The organism is Hymenobacter siberiensis (assembly GCF_018967845.1).
In the GTDB taxonomy this organism is placed as follows: domain Bacteria; phylum Bacteroidota; class Bacteroidia; order Cytophagales; family Hymenobacteraceae; genus Hymenobacter; species Hymenobacter siberiensis.
On the sequence record NZ_JAHLZZ010000001.1, the window covers coordinates 3095844 to 3111923 of the forward strand.

Annotated in this window: 14 protein-coding genes, 1 tRNA gene and 1 pseudogene; 13 read left to right on the forward strand and 3 right to left on the reverse strand. The window is 59.3% G+C overall.

What is annotated here, in order from left to right:
* The first annotated feature begins 28 nt into the window (after nucleotides 1-28).
* The 7 genes and pseudogenes from KQ661_RS13465 to KQ661_RS23080 form a co-directional block, all read left to right on the forward strand.
* Nucleotides 29-583 (forward strand): YqgE/AlgH family protein, encoded by a 555-nt coding sequence (locus KQ661_RS13465; protein WP_216688823.1) that lies wholly within the window; start codon nucleotides 29-31, stop codon nucleotides 581-583.
* Nucleotides 584-673: 90 nt separating this feature from the next.
* Entirely contained in the window at nucleotides 674-3133 is a 2460-nt protein-coding gene (locus KQ661_RS13470; RefSeq protein WP_216727265.1) for a DUF349 domain-containing protein, read from the forward strand.
* 121 nt (nucleotides 3134-3254) lie between these two features.
* Nucleotides 3255-3327 (forward strand) — tRNA-Thr (locus tag KQ661_RS13475).
* 152 nt (nucleotides 3328-3479) lie between these two features.
* Nucleotides 3480-3803, forward strand: coding sequence for an Arm DNA-binding domain-containing protein (locus tag KQ661_RS13480; RefSeq protein ID WP_216727266.1), 324 nt, complete (start codon nucleotides 3480-3482; stop codon nucleotides 3801-3803).
* Nucleotides 3804-3809: 6 nt separating this feature from the next.
* Nucleotides 3810-4610, forward strand: a complete 801-nt coding sequence (locus KQ661_RS13485; RefSeq protein WP_216727267.1) for a tyrosine-type recombinase/integrase — start codon at nucleotides 3810-3812, stop codon at nucleotides 4608-4610.
* Nucleotides 4611-5279: 669 nt separating this feature from the next.
* Nucleotides 5280-6281, forward strand: a complete 1002-nt coding sequence (locus tag KQ661_RS13490; protein WP_216688827.1) for a cysteine hydrolase family protein — start codon at nucleotides 5280-5282, stop codon at nucleotides 6279-6281.
* A gap of 85 nt (nucleotides 6282-6366) precedes the next feature.
* Nucleotides 6367-6609: pseudogene (locus KQ661_RS23080) on the forward strand (SDR family NAD(P)-dependent oxidoreductase); the annotation flags it as partial.
* Nucleotides 6610-6666: 57 nt separating this feature from the next.
* Here KQ661_RS23080 and KQ661_RS13495 read toward each other — a convergent pair.
* Entirely contained in the window at nucleotides 6667-7131 is a 465-nt protein-coding gene (locus KQ661_RS13495) for a GNAT family N-acetyltransferase (protein ID WP_216727268.1), read from the reverse strand.
* A gap of 757 nt (nucleotides 7132-7888) precedes the next feature.
* Nucleotides 7889-8257 carry a hypothetical protein gene (locus KQ661_RS13505; RefSeq protein ID WP_216688830.1) on the reverse strand — a complete coding sequence of 123 codons (369 nt, stop codon included), beginning with the start codon at nucleotides 8255-8257 and terminating at the stop codon, nucleotides 7889-7891.
* A gap of 129 nt (nucleotides 8258-8386) precedes the next feature.
* Here KQ661_RS13505 and KQ661_RS13510 point away from each other — a divergent pair, with 129 nt between their 5' ends.
* Nucleotides 8387-8596 (forward strand): hypothetical protein, encoded by a 210-nt coding sequence (locus tag KQ661_RS13510; RefSeq protein WP_216688831.1) that lies wholly within the window; start codon nucleotides 8387-8389, stop codon nucleotides 8594-8596.
* A gap of 89 nt (nucleotides 8597-8685) precedes the next feature.
* Here the strand turns inward: KQ661_RS13510 and KQ661_RS13515 are convergent, their stop codons facing one another.
* Complete coding sequence (locus KQ661_RS13515; protein WP_216727269.1) at nucleotides 8686-9510, reverse strand: phosphatase PAP2 family protein; 825 nt, start codon at nucleotides 9508-9510, stop codon at nucleotides 8686-8688.
* Between the two features lie 442 nt (nucleotides 9511-9952).
* Here KQ661_RS13515 and KQ661_RS13520 point away from each other — a divergent pair, with 442 nt between their 5' ends.
* The 5 genes from KQ661_RS13520 (at nucleotide 9953) to KQ661_RS13540 (ending at nucleotide 15996) form a co-directional block, all read left to right on the forward strand.
* Entirely contained in the window at nucleotides 9953-10756 is an 804-nt protein-coding gene (locus KQ661_RS13520) for a DUF547 domain-containing protein (RefSeq protein ID WP_216688833.1), read from the forward strand.
* Nucleotides 10757-10826: 70 nt separating this feature from the next.
* Nucleotides 10827-11486, forward strand: coding sequence for an HD domain-containing protein (locus KQ661_RS13525; RefSeq protein ID WP_226915567.1), 660 nt, complete (start codon nucleotides 10827-10829; stop codon nucleotides 11484-11486).
* A 67-nt stretch (nucleotides 11487-11553) separates the two neighbouring features.
* Nucleotides 11554-11784: a hypothetical protein gene (locus KQ661_RS13530; RefSeq protein ID WP_216688834.1), complete on the forward strand. Its 231-nt coding sequence runs from the start codon at nucleotides 11554-11556 to the stop codon at nucleotides 11782-11784.
* A gap of 224 nt (nucleotides 11785-12008) precedes the next feature.
* Nucleotides 12009-14654, forward strand: coding sequence for a DNA gyrase subunit A (gyrA, locus tag KQ661_RS13535; protein ID WP_216727270.1), 2646 nt, complete (start codon nucleotides 12009-12011; stop codon nucleotides 14652-14654).
* 184 nt (nucleotides 14655-14838) lie between these two features.
* Nucleotides 14839-15996: a tetratricopeptide repeat protein gene (locus tag KQ661_RS13540; RefSeq protein ID WP_216688836.1), complete on the forward strand. Its 1158-nt coding sequence runs from the start codon at nucleotides 14839-14841 to the stop codon at nucleotides 15994-15996.
* Nucleotides 15997-16080 lie beyond the last annotated feature (84 nt).

The following is a 16080-nucleotide window of genomic DNA, read 5'->3' on the forward strand; positions in this document are numbered from 1 at the left end:
CAAAAAATAATTTATAATTTCTCTTCCCATGCGGCCCGGTACTCTGCTCATTTCCAAGCCCTTCCTCGGCGACCCCAATTTCGAGCGCAGCGTGGTGCTGCTCTGCCGCGATGAGCCTGCCGATGGCTCCTTCGGCCTCGTGCTGAACCGTCTCACCAGCCTCGTGCTCGACGACGTGCTCGACTTGCCGCCCGAGGCCACGGCCGCCGCCATGGTGCCCATCTACGTGGGTGGGCCCGTCGAGCCCAACACGCTGCACTACCTGCACCGCCGGGCTGACCTGCCCGGGGCTACCGATTTGGGTCAGGGCGTGTATTGGGGTGGCGATTTTGAAACCCTGCTCGGCTTACTCGGCAGTGGGGCCCTCGAAGCCGGTGATGTGCGGCTATTTGCTGGATATTCGGGGTGGTCGGCGGGCCAGCTGGCCGGCGAAATGCAGGGGCAGAGTTGGATACGGCACCCCGCAAGCGCTGGGAAAGTGTTTACTTTGGCATCTGATGCGTTCTGGCGGGAAATTCTGCGGGAGAAGGGCGGCAAGTTTAAAGTCCTGGCCAACTATCCCGTCGACCCCCGGCTCAACTAATGAGGTTTTTGTCCGGACCTTTGTTTTATTCCCACTTTTTTTTGCTCTCCCCTCTGGCCCCCTGCTCCGGGCTGGCTTTTACGAAGATTTATGGCTGCTGAAGAAAACCCCACTGCTCCGCTCGCGGGCGGCAACGACCCGGCCGGCGAAGACCGGATGACCATTTTGCAACGCCGTCTGGCCGAAATTCAGGGCAAATCGTCCCCGGCCGATGATGCTGCGCCTTCCACTACGGCCACGCCCAACGCGGCCGGCGAAACGCAGGTAGAGCTGCCCGCCCAGGGCACCCCCGATTTGGCCGCCGGCCAGCCCGAGGGTGCTGGCACAGCCGAAACACCCGGGGCCGCCGTTATCGCCACCGACCTCGGCCCAGTCGTGCCCACGCCCGGCACGCCCGAAGCCGCCGCCGCCGCCGAAACTGCCCAGCACGTTTCCCATCCCGTAAGCGTGGATGGCAGCGATGTTTCGGCTCCGCAGGCCCGCGCCATTGAGCACTACGGCGAAGTAATGGCCACTACACCCAATCCCGAAGCCCTGCCCGCTGCCGAGCACATCAACAGTGCCACGCCCGCGCCCATTGCCGACCCCGAAACGCTGAGCGCCCCAGACACGGCTGCCACCGTCGAAGACCAGGCTCCCGCGCTGCCCACTGTGGACCTGCACGATGCCCCGGAGCTGGAAGCCGCGCAGGAGCCGTTGGCCACGCTGCCCACCTCGTCGGAAACCCCGCTGAATGCGGCCCCGGCCGATGTTGCGGCTATTTATGCTGGCGAAGAAGCAACCGGCGTGGAAGGTGAAGCAGTTACTGAAACCGCTGCTCCTGATTTCACTGGCCTCGACCTGCCGGCCCAGGCCAGCTACTTGGTGGGTCTGTTGCGCAGCCCCAACGCTGGCAAAAATCGCAAGCAGATTTCAGACCTCACCCGCCAGTACGAAACCAACGTGGGTCTGGTCCGCACCGCCGCCCGCGAGAAATTCGCCGCCGGTGGCGAAGGTGCCGAAGCCTTTGCTTTCCAGCAGCCCGAAGGCCAGCAGGAGTTGAACAAAGCCCTGCAGGAGTTCCGCGAGAGCCGCGCCAAAGATGCCAAAGCCGAGGACGCCAGCCGTGGCGACAACCTCAGCCGGAAAAAAGCCCTGCTCGACCAGCTCCGTACGCTGGTTGACGCCGCCGAAACCAAAGACAGCTCCGGCAAGCTGAAGGCCCTGCAGGCCGAGTGGAAAGCCACCGGTGCGGTGCCCCAGGGCGACAGCCAGGGTATCTGGGATACATACCACGGCCTGCTCGACATCTATTACAGCAAGCAGGGCCAGTTCCTGCAGATGAAGGACCTGGACCGCCGCCGCAACCTGGAGGCCAAAGAGGCCCTCATCAAGCGCGCCGAAGCCCTCGGCTCGGCTTCCGGCATCAATAAAGCCCTCGATGAGCTCACCAAGCTGCACGAGGACTGGAAGAACATCGGCCCCGTGCCCAACGACCAGCGCGAGCCGCTGTGGCAGCGCTTCATTGCTGCTTCGGATGTGCTGCACCAGCGCCGCAAGGAGTTCGTGGACCAGCGCTCGACCGTGGAGAAAGCCAACCTTGTGGTGAAGCAGGCCCTGTTGGAGCGCGTGCTGCCCTTCGCTACCTTCGAAACTGATCGCGTAAACCTGTGGCGCTCGAAGACCGATGAGCTTCAGGAAATCAAGACCGAGTGGGAAGCTGCCGGCCTTGTGCCCCGCGCCCAGGCCGATGCCCTGAACAAGCAATACTGGGCGGCCTACAAGGCTTTCTTCAACCGGAAGAACGACTTCTTTAAGTCGCTCGACAACGAGAAGTCGGCGAACGTGAAAGCCAAGCAGGCCCTCATCGACCAGGCCGAAGAAGCTGCCAACAACGCCGACGGCGACGCTGCCCGTCAGGTAATCATTCGGGTGCAGAAGGAGTGGAAGGACGTAGGCCGCGTGCCCGATAAGCTGGCCGATAAGCTCTGGCACCGGTTCCGCGCCGCTTGCGATGCCGTGTTTGAGCGTCCCAAGCAGGAATCCCGCTTCCGCGAGGAGAAGGTGCAGCAGTCGTCGGCTGAGCAGACCGCGCACCTCGATACCATCGCCGAGCAGGTTAATGCTCTCAGCGTTGATGCACCGGGCTCGCTCGAAGGCTTCCGTGCCATCCTGGCCGGCTGGGCCACCGAGTTTGATGCCAACGACGAGCAGCCCGGCCGCGGCACCGCCGACCGCAGCGAAGAGCAGCTGTTGTCGCTGCTAGGCAAGTACCTCGACCACGTTCCCGGCCTGGGCTACGCCGACCGTACCGATTTATTGTTCCAGACCGAAGTAGCGCGCCTCAAAGCCCGCCCGCAGGCTCAGCAGCAGCTCACGCGCAAGGAAATGGCCCTGCGCAAGGAAATTAACGAGCTGGAAAACGACCACTCGACCCTGCAAACCAACCTCGATTTCTTCGCCCGCTCCAAAAATGCTTCCCAGCTCCGCGAGGAGTACCAGGGCCGCATCGCCGAAGGCCAGAAGCGCATCGAAGCCCTGAAGAAGCAGTTGCGGATGATTCGCAGCTAATTAGCTCTTCTAACCAAGGCTAAGCGGGCCGGCTTCGATGATGCCGGCCCGCTTTTTTTGCTAAATGTGGCCCAATTGCTGGGAATACGGTGTTGGCTGTTTACTTTTGCACCACCAACCCGCCGCCTTAGCTCAGTTGGTAGAGCTTCTGACTTGTAATCAGAGGGTCGTTGGTTCGAGTCCGACAGGCGGCTCACATATCCTTTACCGGAACACCCGGAAAACTGCTTCACACGTCGTGGAGGCCGTTTTCCGGGTTTTTTGCGTCTGGGGGAATCGGTACTCCTGGGTGCGAATCTTTCACTTTACGGTGGGACAGACGCCCCCCGTTACGCCCCCCTTTTTTATGGTTACCCAATTCGTTCTTCGCACCGACAAGAAAGACAGCGTGGGCCGGTGCCCCGTGCACCTGGTCGTTTATTTTGATGGGGTTCGCCTCAAATGCGCCACCGGGGAGAAATGTAAGCCGGCGGACTGGAACGCGAGCCGGCAGGAATTCCGGAAGTCGTATCCGCTGCCGGATGATGCCAACGCCCTGCTGGCCCGGCTAACGAATGATGCGCTGGCGTGGTGGCGGAAGCTGCGGGCTGAAGGGGAGGCCCCGACGGTGGCCGGCCTGCGGGTGGCGCTGCGGCCGGCCTCGGTGCCCGAGGCGGTGGTGGTCGAGTAGGAATCGGTGACGGTGTGGTATGACGACTACCGCAAGTCGATGCTGGCGCGGGGCTATGCCAAGGAAACGTTGCGGCACCACTTGGTGACGCGGAACTGGATGGTGGGCTTTGAGAAGTGGGCCGGGGTGCTACTGGACCCAACGACCTATAGTCTGGAGCTGCATGACCGGCTGATGGTGTATTTGCGGGAGGAGCGCAAGCTCGGGCCAAACTCGGTAGCTACGGCGCTGAAGGATTTGAAGGCGTTTTTGCGGTGGCTGCGCGATGAGCGAGGAGTGACGCTGGGGCTGGAAATCCGTAAAATCACGATTAAGGGGTTTGATGTGCCGAAGCTTTACTTGTCGGCGGAGGACCTGGGCAGGATGGAAACGGCGATGCTGCCGGCCAACCTGGTGCCGACGCGGGATATTTTTCTGTTCTGCTGCTACACGGGGCTGCGCTACTCAGACGTATTGGGGCTGCACCGGGGCAACCTGCACGAATGGAACGGGGGGCGGGTACTGCGGCTGATGATGAGCAAGACGCGGGCGGGGGTGAGCATCTACCTGACTGCTCCGGCGGCGGCGGCTATCATTGACAAGTACGCCGATGCGGAACGGCTAAAGCTGCTGTCGGTGCATCCGAATCAGGTGATGAATAAGTATCTGAAACGGGTGTGCAAGCTGGCTGGGCTGCTGGGGGCGGCCGACCTGGTGAGTTATGTTACGCAGTGCTTGCCGCCCTCCCCGTTCGCCTTACCCCCTGGCCCCTCTTCGAAAACGAGAACTGACTCATCGCCTTTAGCGCTAAAAATCAATAACTTTTAACCAGGGCCATTACTACGAGCTGACCTACACTTTCATGCTCACCAACAAGCATGATTCGAGCGCACCATGAAGCAGGGCGACAACCTGACTATCCTGGTCAGCATCGATGGGGGCACGGCAGCCTCGGAAATTGCCTGCTCCATGCTGCTTGCTGAATGGCAGAAAAGTCAGGAAGGCGACTGGTCGGGGCGTCGATGCGCAGGCCGTGCCGGTGTACGTTATCGGTGAATAGCGCCATTCCCGGCCTTAGACTTGATGAGCACTCTCAAAGTCACAGGGCTGGGCCGTTGCTCGATTCCCCGGTGGATGAGGTAGTTCGGCATGGTTCAGGGGAAAGCACCCCGGCGCCCCTCACCAAGTGGACCAAGACAAAACGCTGTTTTTCCCCGCCGGTATTAAAGCGTGTTAGCTCCTGCTTCCCGGACACTCCTGCACTGCCAGTACAATGGCTTATAACCCATAAAGACAGGATTAAGGCGCTGCTGGAACCTCATAACGCACCTGATAACGCCTTGAACAGGGGGTATGCCCTGCCTTTTATTATACAACGATTGGTAGTAGGGGAGCGTAGTAAGTACAAGTCCTGTACTGGGGCTGGACATGCCAACGCCAAGCGGAGGCCGGCCCGCCGACTCGACCCGTTCTGTTTCTCTTAACCCAACGCCCGCTATGGAAAATACTCCCCGCCCCCAATCCGCCGCAACCTATTTGCCCAAGGGCGAAACCGGTCGCAGTTTGCCCGCCGACCGCACCGTGCTGCTGGTGATTGACCCCGTGAACGACTTTCTCTCCGAAGGCGGCGCGGCGTGGGAGATGACCAAGGGCACGGTGGAAAAGAACAACGTCATCCCCAACCTGAAGCGGGCCATCGATGGCGCCCGCGCCCAGGGCATCCAGGTGCTGTTCGGGCCCATGGCCTACACTGAGGAGGATTACGCCCAGCACAGCCTGCAGAAGCGCAGCGGCATCAACCGCCTCATGTTTGAGAACAAGATGTTTCTGGCCGGTAGCTGGGGCGCCGACTTCCACCCCGAGCTGCAGCCTCAGGCCAGCGACATCGTGCTGCTACCCCACAAAAGCTGCGACGTGTTCCAGACCGACCTGGCCGAGCACCTGGAAAGCCGCGGCATCACCCACCTGGTCATCGCCGGAATGACGGCCAACCTCTGCTGCGAGAGCACCGGCCGCCACGGCACCGAAGCCGGCTACGACGTTACCTTCATTTCCGACGCCATCGGCGCGGCCGGCCTGCCCGAATACGAGGCAGCCATCCACATCAACTTTCCCCTGATTGCTAACGGCGTCATCACCGTCGACGACTTTCTGGCGAGCATCGAGCACCCGCCCGTGCCCGCGGTGGCAGTCGGCGACACGGTGCATGGCTCTGGCGACGGCAAGATTGGCACGGTCGATAAAGTGGTGAACGACGGGGACGGACCGGGGTATATGGTAGTCAAGCAGGGGCTGCTCAAGAGCGACGTCTACATTCCCTTCGACGCCGTGGTGCGGCGTAGCGGTACCGACGTGTTCATCAACCTGCCCAAGCTGATTGTGGGCAAGATGCCCTGGACCGAGCCGCCCACGGCTGCCGCCAACGAGGCTAAGCAGGGCCCACCCGCCGCGCAGGTCGATAAGCTCTACGGCTCCTACGCGCCCACCGGTAGGTCCTAGGCCCGCTTTATTCTCCCGGTTTGCATCCGATAGATATACTAGCCAATGGCTGCCCCAAGGCAGCCATTGGCTTTTTTGCTTTTCATTGACAGCGCGCCATAACCCGATTCAAAAAAACTGTCTGGTTACGGGCGGTAGCTTGGACATCGGCAAGACGACCTCGTTGTGGCTGGCTGCGAAGGGCGGCAAAGTGGCCACCCTGAGCCGCATCCGGTCGGAAGGCAACGCGGTGGTGGCGGCAATTGAAAAGGCGGGCGGCACGGCCTTGGTTATCCAGACCGACACGGCTACTCCCGACGAGCTGCCGGCCGTCCGTGGACGTATCGATGCCCAGGTCCAGCGCCACGAAAGGCGGCTACCCACTCCGACCTTTTTCCAGGCGTACTCATTCCTTGCCCGGAACCGCCCCGCTCAGCCAGGCCAGGTTGCGCCGCTCATCGTCCACGAAGCCCACGGACTCGTAGAGGCACTGGGCGCGGGCATTGTAGGGCTCGGTTTGCAGGTACAAGGCCACTAGGCCTGCGGCCCGGGCCTGCTGCTGCAACAGGAGCAGCGCGGCGCGGCCCACGCCCCGGCTGCGGGCCGCGCCGGCCATGTACAGTTCATCGACGAGGGCGTAGCGCCCGCCCCGCTCGAAGGTGAAGTAGGTGATGCCAGCGTAGCCCACGGCCTGGCCGGCATCATCGAGCAGATACAGCGCCCCCCACTCGGGATGGGCTACGCCCACGATGCGGCCAGCGCCTGCTGCGCGGCCGCGTCGTGGGCGTAGCCGAAGTGCTGGTAGAAGTCGGCCAAGGGGCAGCCGCGCGGCCAGGCTGGCCGGGGTAACGGGGCGAAGGATTAGGGTCATGGGTAAATAAATAGTGCGAAAGCAAGCACACGGCTGGGCCGGGTGGGCGGCAAGCCTTCCTTCGCTACTACGGAAATACCATCCGCCAGGACCGGCGCTACGGCTACCGGCCCTGTACGCCTCGACGGCCGTACGCGCGCACCAGGTGGCGGCCGGGGCAAAAAAAGATAGTCCCGTCGGCCAGGCGCTCGGCCTTAGCCGGGGTGGTTTCACAACCAAGCACCACCTGAGTTGCGACGCCCACGGCCGGATTTGCGCCCTGGCCCTGACCGCGGTGGCCAAGCCGGCGATTGCCCGCAAGTCCCGGGGCTGTTGCGGAGCCACCTGCGGGCGGGGCAGGTCGTCTTGGCCGACAGCGCCTACGACGCGGACTACGTGCGCGTCCAGATAGGACAAGCCGGGGCCGGGATTCCCAGCAAGAAAAACTGGACATTATCCCTCGAACACGATGCTGAAATGTATAGAACGAAACCAGATTGAACGAGCCATCAATGGCTTAAAACGTTTTCGGGCCGTGGCAACCCGCTTTGATAAGCGGGCCCCCAATTATTTTGCCACCTGTTGCTTGACTGCCGCGCTAACGTGGCTCTAACTGTAAACCCCCCTAGCTCATCGGTGGGCGTAAAAGGCCCCGCAGGGGGCTTCTGCGCATCCCCACATACTAAGTAGTGGTACTGGCAAGTCCGACAGGCGGCTAATCGTGTATTAGACCCCATGCAAATCAAGTGTTTGCATGGGGTTTTTTTGTGGCCGGCCTTTAGTAGCGAAGACTGCTCCAGTGAATGAGCTGGCCCACGAAAGGCAGCCCGTGGTAGCCGTCCAGGAATTGCAGCAGCAGCCCGGGCGATTCGAACCCGTCGCGGTGGGTAAACTCGGTGAGTTCCGGGGCCGACAGTTGGCGGCCGTTTATTTCGATTACCGGGGTTCCGTGACTTACTTCCACTCGAATGTTCTGAACATTCTGCGCCACCCCGTCGGGCCAGAACTTACGCATGCCGTCCTGCCCCACGTTCACGTAAAATTTAATAGACTGGCCGGCGCTCCAGCGGTTGCCGAAGCGGATGGTATGGACTTTCACGCCCGTAGTGATTAGCGGAATGAAATCGGTTTGAAATTCTAAAATCATGCTGTTGAAGTAGGGGCGGTACCGCCACACTGACCACCGGGGGCGTGCAGTATAATGCATTTCACCGGAGTATTGCTGGCGGTTACCCAAAATAATAGCCGTCAGGTCACCAGTTAGCGTAGGCGATACATGGACCCGAATCAAACGCCTCCCAATCCGGAAGAGCAATCCGCTCCCGACGACCACCTGCTCGACCACCTGCTCGAAGACCTGGTTGCCGCCACCGGTCTTTTCAACCCAGCCCAAATCTGGCAGCGTGAAGTCGAGCTGGAAGCATTGGATGAGCAGGCAGATACTGGCACCGATAATGCGGAGCGTGCCGAACTTCCGATAGTCTAACGCATAAAGCCCGCTCAAACGTCATTCGGCTCGCCGGAACATATTGTTTCGACGGGCCGAATGACGTTTATCCAGAGGCTCTTCGGCTGCTATTTCGGCCGCCAGGTGAAGCACAGGCCCGTGCCGCCCGCCGGGGTCCACATGGGCATGAAGCTGGTGTCGCCGATGCCGCGGCCCGTGGGCTTGTGGCCCCAGCGGTCGCGATGGGTCAGGTAGGCCACGTGGGCCGAGAGAATGCCGAAGCCCGCCCCGGCTACCACGTCCGACTCCCAGTGCTTGTTATTTATCATGCGGAAGGCAGCCACGCTCGTAGCCAGCGTATAAGCCCCGATGCCGTACCACTGGCTTTTGTCGCGGAACTCGGTGTGCACAATGCTGGCGGCCAGAAAGGCCTGCGCCGTGTGCCCCGATGGAAACGATAGACTATTGGAGCCATCGGGTCGCTCGATGCGGGTAAGGGTTTTCACCACATACACTGAGGAAAGCATAATCAGCTCACTTTTCACGATGACGAGCCCGAGGTTTATCCGGTCGCTGCGCGACTCCACGCCGGCCAGCAGCACCACGGGAATCTCTAGGTAGGGCGCCCATTGTAGGAAGTCATCAATGTGGTTGCTGTAGTCGCCAAACGTGTGGTGAATGTCACTCTTGGCATCGTAGGAGCTGTAAAAGCCATTGCCGTTGATGGTGCTGATGCCGTAGCTAATCAGCACCGCCGGCACAATGCTGGCCCGAAACCCTTTGCTTTTGAAAAAAGACTTTTTAATCAGTGAGGACACCCCGGCGGGGTTCTGGTACTTGTGCGTGGTATCTGCTGGCGCGGGGGTGGCCAGGGGCACCTGCGCGGCCGCCAGCTGCGGTGCCGACGCCAGTGGCAGGAGCAGGGCCGCCGAAAGGAGATAACGGGAAATCATAGAAATGGAGCTTTATAAGGCGAAGAAACGGCAGCTAACTGTAATCGCAGTGAATTTCTTGGGTTGAACCCATCGGGAGCGGGCCCGCTGCCCGGGTGGTATGCCGATACTCCGCTCGCGTAGCAGAAATGGTAAATGAACCAACTTATTCTGATTTCTTCCGGTACGCCCCGGTACGCCCCGGTACGCCCCGGTACGCCCCGGTACGCCCCGGTACGCCCCGGTACGCCCCGGTACGCCCCGGTACGCCCCGGTACGCCCCGGTACGTACCGTGGGGCTGTTGAGTAATCCGAAGTGTAGTCATTTGACATCACGCGCAGGATGACGCACCGGGTATGTCGCTAAACAGCGTATGAAACTGTTTAAATCGTGTCTGGCTGCGTAAGTGCTTTTTGTCAGGGCATCAAGCCCGACATCACCACTCTTTTACGAATCTGCTTCATGCGCTTAATTCCCCGTTTTACGTTCCTGTGCCTGTTTGCGCTGGTTACGGCTTTCACCTCTGGCTGCGGCTATATCCGCTACCTTATTCCCCTCAATCCCACGGCCAAAACGGCAACCACGCCGCCCACCCACGCCGCCTGGGATAGCCAGCTGAAAAAATACGTCAACAACCAGGGACTGGTCGATTACAAAGCGTGGCAGGGCGACAGCCTCGCGCTCAATGCTTATTTGCAAGACCTGTCTGCGCACCTGCCCAGCAAGAGCTGGACTTCCAACAATGAGCTGGCCTACTGGATAAACGCCTACAATGCCTTTACCGTGCAGCGCATTCTGCGCGCCTATCCGGTTAAGAGCATCAAGGACCTGGGCGGTACTAAAATCTTCGTTGATACGCCCTGGGACCAGCATTTCATCAAGCTCGACGGCAAAGATTATTCCCTCAATGATATCGAGCACCGTATCATCCGCAAGAACTTTGAGGACAACCGCATCCATGTGGCGCTGGTGTGCGCTGCCATGTCGTGCCCCCGCCTGCGCAACGAGGCCTACGTCGGTCCGCGCCTGAATGCGCAGCTCGACGAGCAGGGCCGCGACTTTGTGAACAACCCCGCCAAAAACAAGCTGACGCCCGCCGATAAGCCGCAGCTCTCCTCCATCTTCAGCTTCTACCCCAAGGACTTCACCAAAAACGGCAGCACTTCCATCCAGGATTTTGTGAACCGCTACGCCACGCAAAAAATCAAGCCCGATGTGCCCCTGACCTACCTGAAGTATGACTGGGACCTTAATGAGCAGAAATAAGCCCGTACTTTTGCCCGCTTCCCGGCGGCCGCTCCTCATGGGTTGCGGCCGCTTTTTTTAATACCTCATTTTGACAGTTCTCTTGGACGTAATCGCCACCACCGCCCGCTTTATCGAAGATAAGTTTGCCAACGAAGGCAGTGGGCACGACTGGGCACACATCCGCCGCGTCTGGCTGATGGCCCGTCGCCTCGCCGCCGCTCATCCCGAGGCCGATGCGCTGGTGACCGAGCTGGCTGCCCTGCTCCACGACATCGCCGACTGGAAATTCCACGGCGGCGACTACGAAGCCGGTCCCCGCGCCGCCCGCGCCTGGCTGCACAGCCAGCAGGTAGCCGAAGAAGTTGTTGCGCGCGTCGAAACCGTTATTCGGGAGGTTTCCTTCAAAGGCTCGGGCGTAGCCACGCCGGTTTCGAGCATCGAAGCTGCCCTGGTGCAGGACGCCGACCGGCTAGATGCCATCGGGGCCATTGGCATTGCGCGGGCGTTTGCCTACGGTGGGCACGCCGGCCGGCCGCTGCACGACCCGGCCATTGCGCCGATGGTGCACGACAGTTTTGCCAGCTACCAGAAGAATACGGCCCCTACGCTCAACCACTTCTACGAAAAGCTCTTCCACCTTCAGGACCGGCTAAATACGGATGGTGCCCGCGCCGTGGCCCGCGGGCGCCATGCGTTTATGGAAGCCTACGTGGCCCGCTTTCTGGCCGAGTGGGACGGCGAGGACTAAAATCGGCTAGCCGCCGTGTGGCCCAATGTGGGCTGTTGCCGCCTTTCCTATGCGTTACCTTTGTGCCATGAAGCTGCTTTTTCGCTCGATATTCTGTACGCTGCTCGTGGCCTTAGCCAGCTGCCGTACCTGTCCCATCGAATCGTGCCACGTGCGCAAGGTGCACCTGCACAGCGGGGTGAAGTACCGGGGCCAGCCGCTCTGGAAGAAGCAGAACCCCGCCATCGGCGAGAAAATCAAGACCACGAATTCCAAACCCGCGCAGCATGACAACGACCGCAGCAAGTCCATTCGCTAAGCCGGCGGCGGCGGTGGGAGGGAAGGCCCTGGTTTGGTGGTTTTGAGGGTTGGTACCGGCCGTCGGCTACCTTTCGATAGTTGCTTCAATAAGTCTATAAAAGGCCGCAGCGCTTGTCGTTGCGGCCTTTTTATTGTATCTTCGCACGCATATAAAGAACCATTCACCCTGCGGCTTAAAACCACCTTATTTGGGTTTTTTCAAGTCGCCTATCAACCCCCTCAATGGCGGAAGGCGAAAAAATCATTCCGATTAACATCGAAGACGAGATGCGGGGCGCCTACATCGATTACTCGATGTCGGTTATCATCTCCCGGGCCCTGCCCGATGTCCGCGACGGCTTGAAGCCCGTGCACCGGCGCGTGCTCTACGGCATGAGCGAGCTGGGCGTGGGCTACAATAAATCCTACAAAAAATCGGCCCGTATCGTGGGCGAGGTGCTGGGTAAATACCACCCGCACGGCGACTCTTCGGTGTATGACACCATGGTGCGCATGGCCCAGGACTGGAGCCTGCGCTATCCCCTGGTAGACGGCCAGGGCAACTTCGGCTCTGTCGATGGCGACTCGCCGGCGGCTATGCGTTACACCGAAGCCCGCCTCAAGCGCCTTTCGGATGAAATGCTCGGCGACCTGGACAAGGACACCGTCGATTTTCAGCCCAACTTCGACGACTCGCTTGAAGAGCCCAGCGTGATGCCCGCCAAGTTCCCCAACCTGTTGGTGAACGGTACGACGGGCATCGCCGTGGGCATGGCCACCAACATGGCCCCGCACAACATGACGGAAGTCGTGAGCGGCATCATTGCTTACCTCGAAAACCCCGACATCACGGTGGCCGAGCTCATGCAGTACGTTACGGCGCCCGACTTCCCCACCGGTGGCATCATCTACGGCTACGAGGGCGTGAAGCAGGCGTTTGAAACCGGCCGGGGCCGCGTGGTCATGCGCGCCAAAGCCTCGTTCGAAACCTCCAAAACCGGCAAAGAGCAAATCGTCGTCACCGAGATTCCCTACATGGTGAACAAGGCGTCGATGATTGAGAAGACGGCCGCGCTCATCAACGATAAGAAGATTGAGGGCATTTCCGACATGCGCGACGAGTCGGACCGCGACGGCATGCGCATCGTTTACGACCTCAAGCGTGATGCCATGCCCAGCGTGGTGCTCAACAACCTCTACAAGTACACCCAGCTGCAAAGCTCCTTCGGCGTCAACAACGTGTGCCTGGTCAAAGGTCGCCCGATGACGCTGAACCTCCAGCAGCTCATCCAGTACTTTGTCGAGCACCGCGCCGAAGTCATCGTGCGCCGCACGCGCTACGAGCTGGCCGAAGCCCAGAAGCGGGCCCACATTCTTGAAGGCCTGCTCATTGCCCTCGACCACCTCGACGAGGTGATTGCCCTCATTCGCAGCTCGCGCGACCCTGAGGTGGCCCGTGGCCAGCTCATCTCGCGTTTCGCGCTGAGCGAAGTGCAGGCCCGCGCCATCCTGGACATGCGTCTGCAGCGCCTCACCGGCCTGGAGCGCGACAAAATCGTGGCCGAATACAACGAGCTGATGAAGCTCGTCGACTACCTGAAGTCGGTGCTCGAATCGGATGTACTGCAGCGCGGCATCATCAAAACCGAGCTGCTTGATATCCGGGAGCGCTACGGCGATGCCCGCCGCACGGAAATTAACTATATCGGTGGTGATTTCTCGACCGAAGACATGATTGCCGACGAGGCCATGGTTATCACCATTTCGCGCGAAGGCTACATCAAGCGTACTAACCTAGACGAATACCGGGCTCAGGGCCGGGGCGGGGCTGGTTCGCGTGGGGCCATCTCCAAGAAGGACGATTTCACGGAGCATCTCTTCGTGGCCACCACCCACGAGTACCTGCTGTTCTTCACCGAGCTTGGCCGCGTGTTCTGGCTCAAGGTGTACGAAGTGCCGGAAGGAGGGAAGGCCACCAAGGGCCTGCCCCTGCAAAACCTTATCGAGATTCCGCGTGAAGACAAAGTGCGTTCCGTGCTCAATGTGCGGGGCCTCAAAGACCCGGATTATCTGGAAAACACCTTCCTGATGTTCTGCACTGAGCAGGGCACCGTCAAGAAAACCCCCCTCGAAGCATACTCGCGCCCCCGTACGGCTGGCATCAACGCCATCACCATCAACGAAGGCGACCGCATTCTCGATGTTCAGCTGCTCGCGCCGAACTCGGAAGTGGTGCTCGCGCTCCGTTCGGGCCGCGCCGTTCGTTTCAACGAAGGCAAGGTTCGCTCGATGGGTCGGGCCGCCGCCGGTGTGCGCGGCATCAGCCTGTCCGACACGCCCGGCGACCGGGTTGTGGGCATGGTCTGCCTCGCCGACCCCACCCAGGAATTACTGGTGGTGACCGAGAATGGCTATGGCAAGCGCAGCTCGCTCGATGAGTACCGCGTGACCAACCGGGGCGGCAAGGGCGTTCGGGCCATGAAGATTACCGAAAAAACGGGTAATCTGGTAGCCATCAAGGATGTTAATGATACTGACGACTTGATGATTATCAACAAGTCCGGTATTACCATCCGTCTTCGCATGAGCGATTTGCGCACGATTGGCCGCGCTACTCAAGGCGTGCGGTTGATTAAAATCAGCGCCAACGATGAAATATCTTCGGTAGCTAAAGTGGCCGCCGAAGAAAAGGAGGAGGAAACCGAAGCCGTACTCGTCACGACCACCGAAGAAGGTGGGGCGCAGGTGGTAGTTGCTCTTCATGGTGCTGAAAACGAATCGCTTGCCGATGACGCCGGCGAGGCTGTCGAAACCGACAATGAGTTGGAGGACGACAGCGAAGATGAAGCAGATTCGGAAGATGAACCCGAATCCGACGACTTGGCATAATTGCTGAAGTAGTAGCGGGGCGGTCCATTTGGGCCGTCCCGTTTATTTTTGACGAACCCAAGGCCATAACCCATCGTTTCCGGTTTCGGTCCTTACCCCAAAAATTCACTTTTTTCATTTTTCCCGCCGTTATCAAGTCGGGTGATTTTTACTCAGACTTGAATCCCGGCCAATTCCCGAACTCATGAAGAAGACCTTTCTGACGATTGCCGTCGCCGTTGCTTTGGCCGGTGGGTTGCCCTCGCTGGCTTTCGCCCAAACTTCAGCCGTCACCAACGCCATTCTGAACCAGCGTTCCGGCTTGTTGGATAAAGCTCGCACGGACATTGACAAAGCCATTGTAAACGAAAAAACCAGCGGCAAAGCCAAAACCTGGTTTACCCGTGGTCAGGTTTACGAAGGCATGCTGGAAAGCCCCATCTACGGCAAGCAGCTGCAGCCGGGCGAGGGCCTCCAGAAATCGTATGAGTCTTATAATAAGACCGTTGAACTGGATACCAAAGATGGTGAATTCGGCAAGCAGGCCGTTGCCAGAATGGATGGCCTATATGGTCGTGCTTTCAACGACGCCGTGAATAGCTACAATGCCAAAGAATACGATAAGGCAATTGAGAGCTATAAACTGGCTTCGAGAATCAAGCCACAGGATACTACGGCAGTGCTTTATTCGGCCTATGCTTCCGAAGCTAAGCAGGATTTTGCGGGCGCAAAAGCCAGCTACAATCAGTTGCTGGGTATGAACTACAAGTCGGTGACTTTGTATTCGCGCTTGCTTCAAATGGCCAAGCAGCAGAACGATAACGCTGAAGCCGCTAAAGTCGTGCAGCAGGCACTGGCTGCTTATCCCAACAATAAATCCTTCATGCTGGAGGATTTGAACATGTCGCTCGCCAGCGGTAAAGGGGAAGATGCTCTTGCCAAAATCAACAAGGCCATCATTGCTGACCCCGGCAATTCGAACCTTTATGCAGTGCGTGGTTCGATGTATGACCAGCAAAAGAAAAACGAGCTGGCTGTTGCTGACTATAAGAAAGCAGTTGAGTTGGAGCCCAACAATTTCGACGCGCAGTTTAACCTTGGCGTCTACAATTACAATAAAGCCGCTGATGCCTACACCAAGGCTAGCAAGATGGATTTGAAAACTTACCAGGTTTCAGGTAAGAAATTTGAGACTGAGGGCAAAAAGTATTTTGAAGCCTCGGTTCCTTATTTTGAAAAGGCGCTTCAGTTGCAGCCCGACGACCGTAATACGCTGGTTTCTTTGCAAAAAGTTTACTTCCGTTTGGGTCGTAATGCTGATTCGGAGAAGCTTAATGCAAAGCTTAAGACTCTGACGAAGTAGGGGTCAGGCTTGCTGTTATGATGATCGAAAAGGCCCGCTTGAAAGTGGGCCTTTTCGTTTCCGAATACTCTACTTAACATAATA

Coding starts and splice junctions, on each gene's coding strand:
- KQ661_RS13465 (WP_216688823.1), top strand. CDS start 29: ATGCGGCCCGGTACTCTGCTCATTTCCAAGCCCTTCCTCGGCGACCCC.
- KQ661_RS13470 (WP_216727265.1), top strand. CDS start 674: ATGGCTGCTGAAGAAAACCCCACTGCTCCGCTCGCGGGCGGCAACGAC.
- KQ661_RS13480 (WP_216727266.1), top strand. CDS start 3,480: ATGGTTACCCAATTCGTTCTTCGCACCGACAAGAAAGACAGCGTGGGC.
- KQ661_RS13490 (WP_216688827.1), top strand. CDS start 5,280: ATGGAAAATACTCCCCGCCCCCAATCCGCCGCAACCTATTTGCCCAAG.
- KQ661_RS13495 (WP_216727268.1), bottom strand. CDS start 7,131: ATGACCCTAATCCTTCGCCCCGTTACCCCGGCCAGCCTGGCCGCGCGG.
- KQ661_RS13505 (WP_216688830.1), bottom strand. CDS start 8,257: ATGATTTTAGAATTTCAAACCGATTTCATTCCGCTAATCACTACGGGC.
- KQ661_RS13510 (WP_216688831.1), top strand. CDS start 8,387: ATGGACCCGAATCAAACGCCTCCCAATCCGGAAGAGCAATCCGCTCCC.
- KQ661_RS13515 (WP_216727269.1), bottom strand. CDS start 9,510: ATGATTTCCCGTTATCTCCTTTCGGCGGCCCTGCTCCTGCCACTGGCG.
- KQ661_RS13520 (WP_216688833.1), top strand. CDS start 9,953: ATGCGCTTAATTCCCCGTTTTACGTTCCTGTGCCTGTTTGCGCTGGTT.
- KQ661_RS13530 (WP_216688834.1), top strand. CDS start 11,554: ATGAAGCTGCTTTTTCGCTCGATATTCTGTACGCTGCTCGTGGCCTTA.
- gyrA (WP_216727270.1), top strand. CDS start 12,009: ATGGCGGAAGGCGAAAAAATCATTCCGATTAACATCGAAGACGAGATG.
- KQ661_RS13540 (WP_216688836.1), top strand. CDS start 14,839: ATGAAGAAGACCTTTCTGACGATTGCCGTCGCCGTTGCTTTGGCCGGT.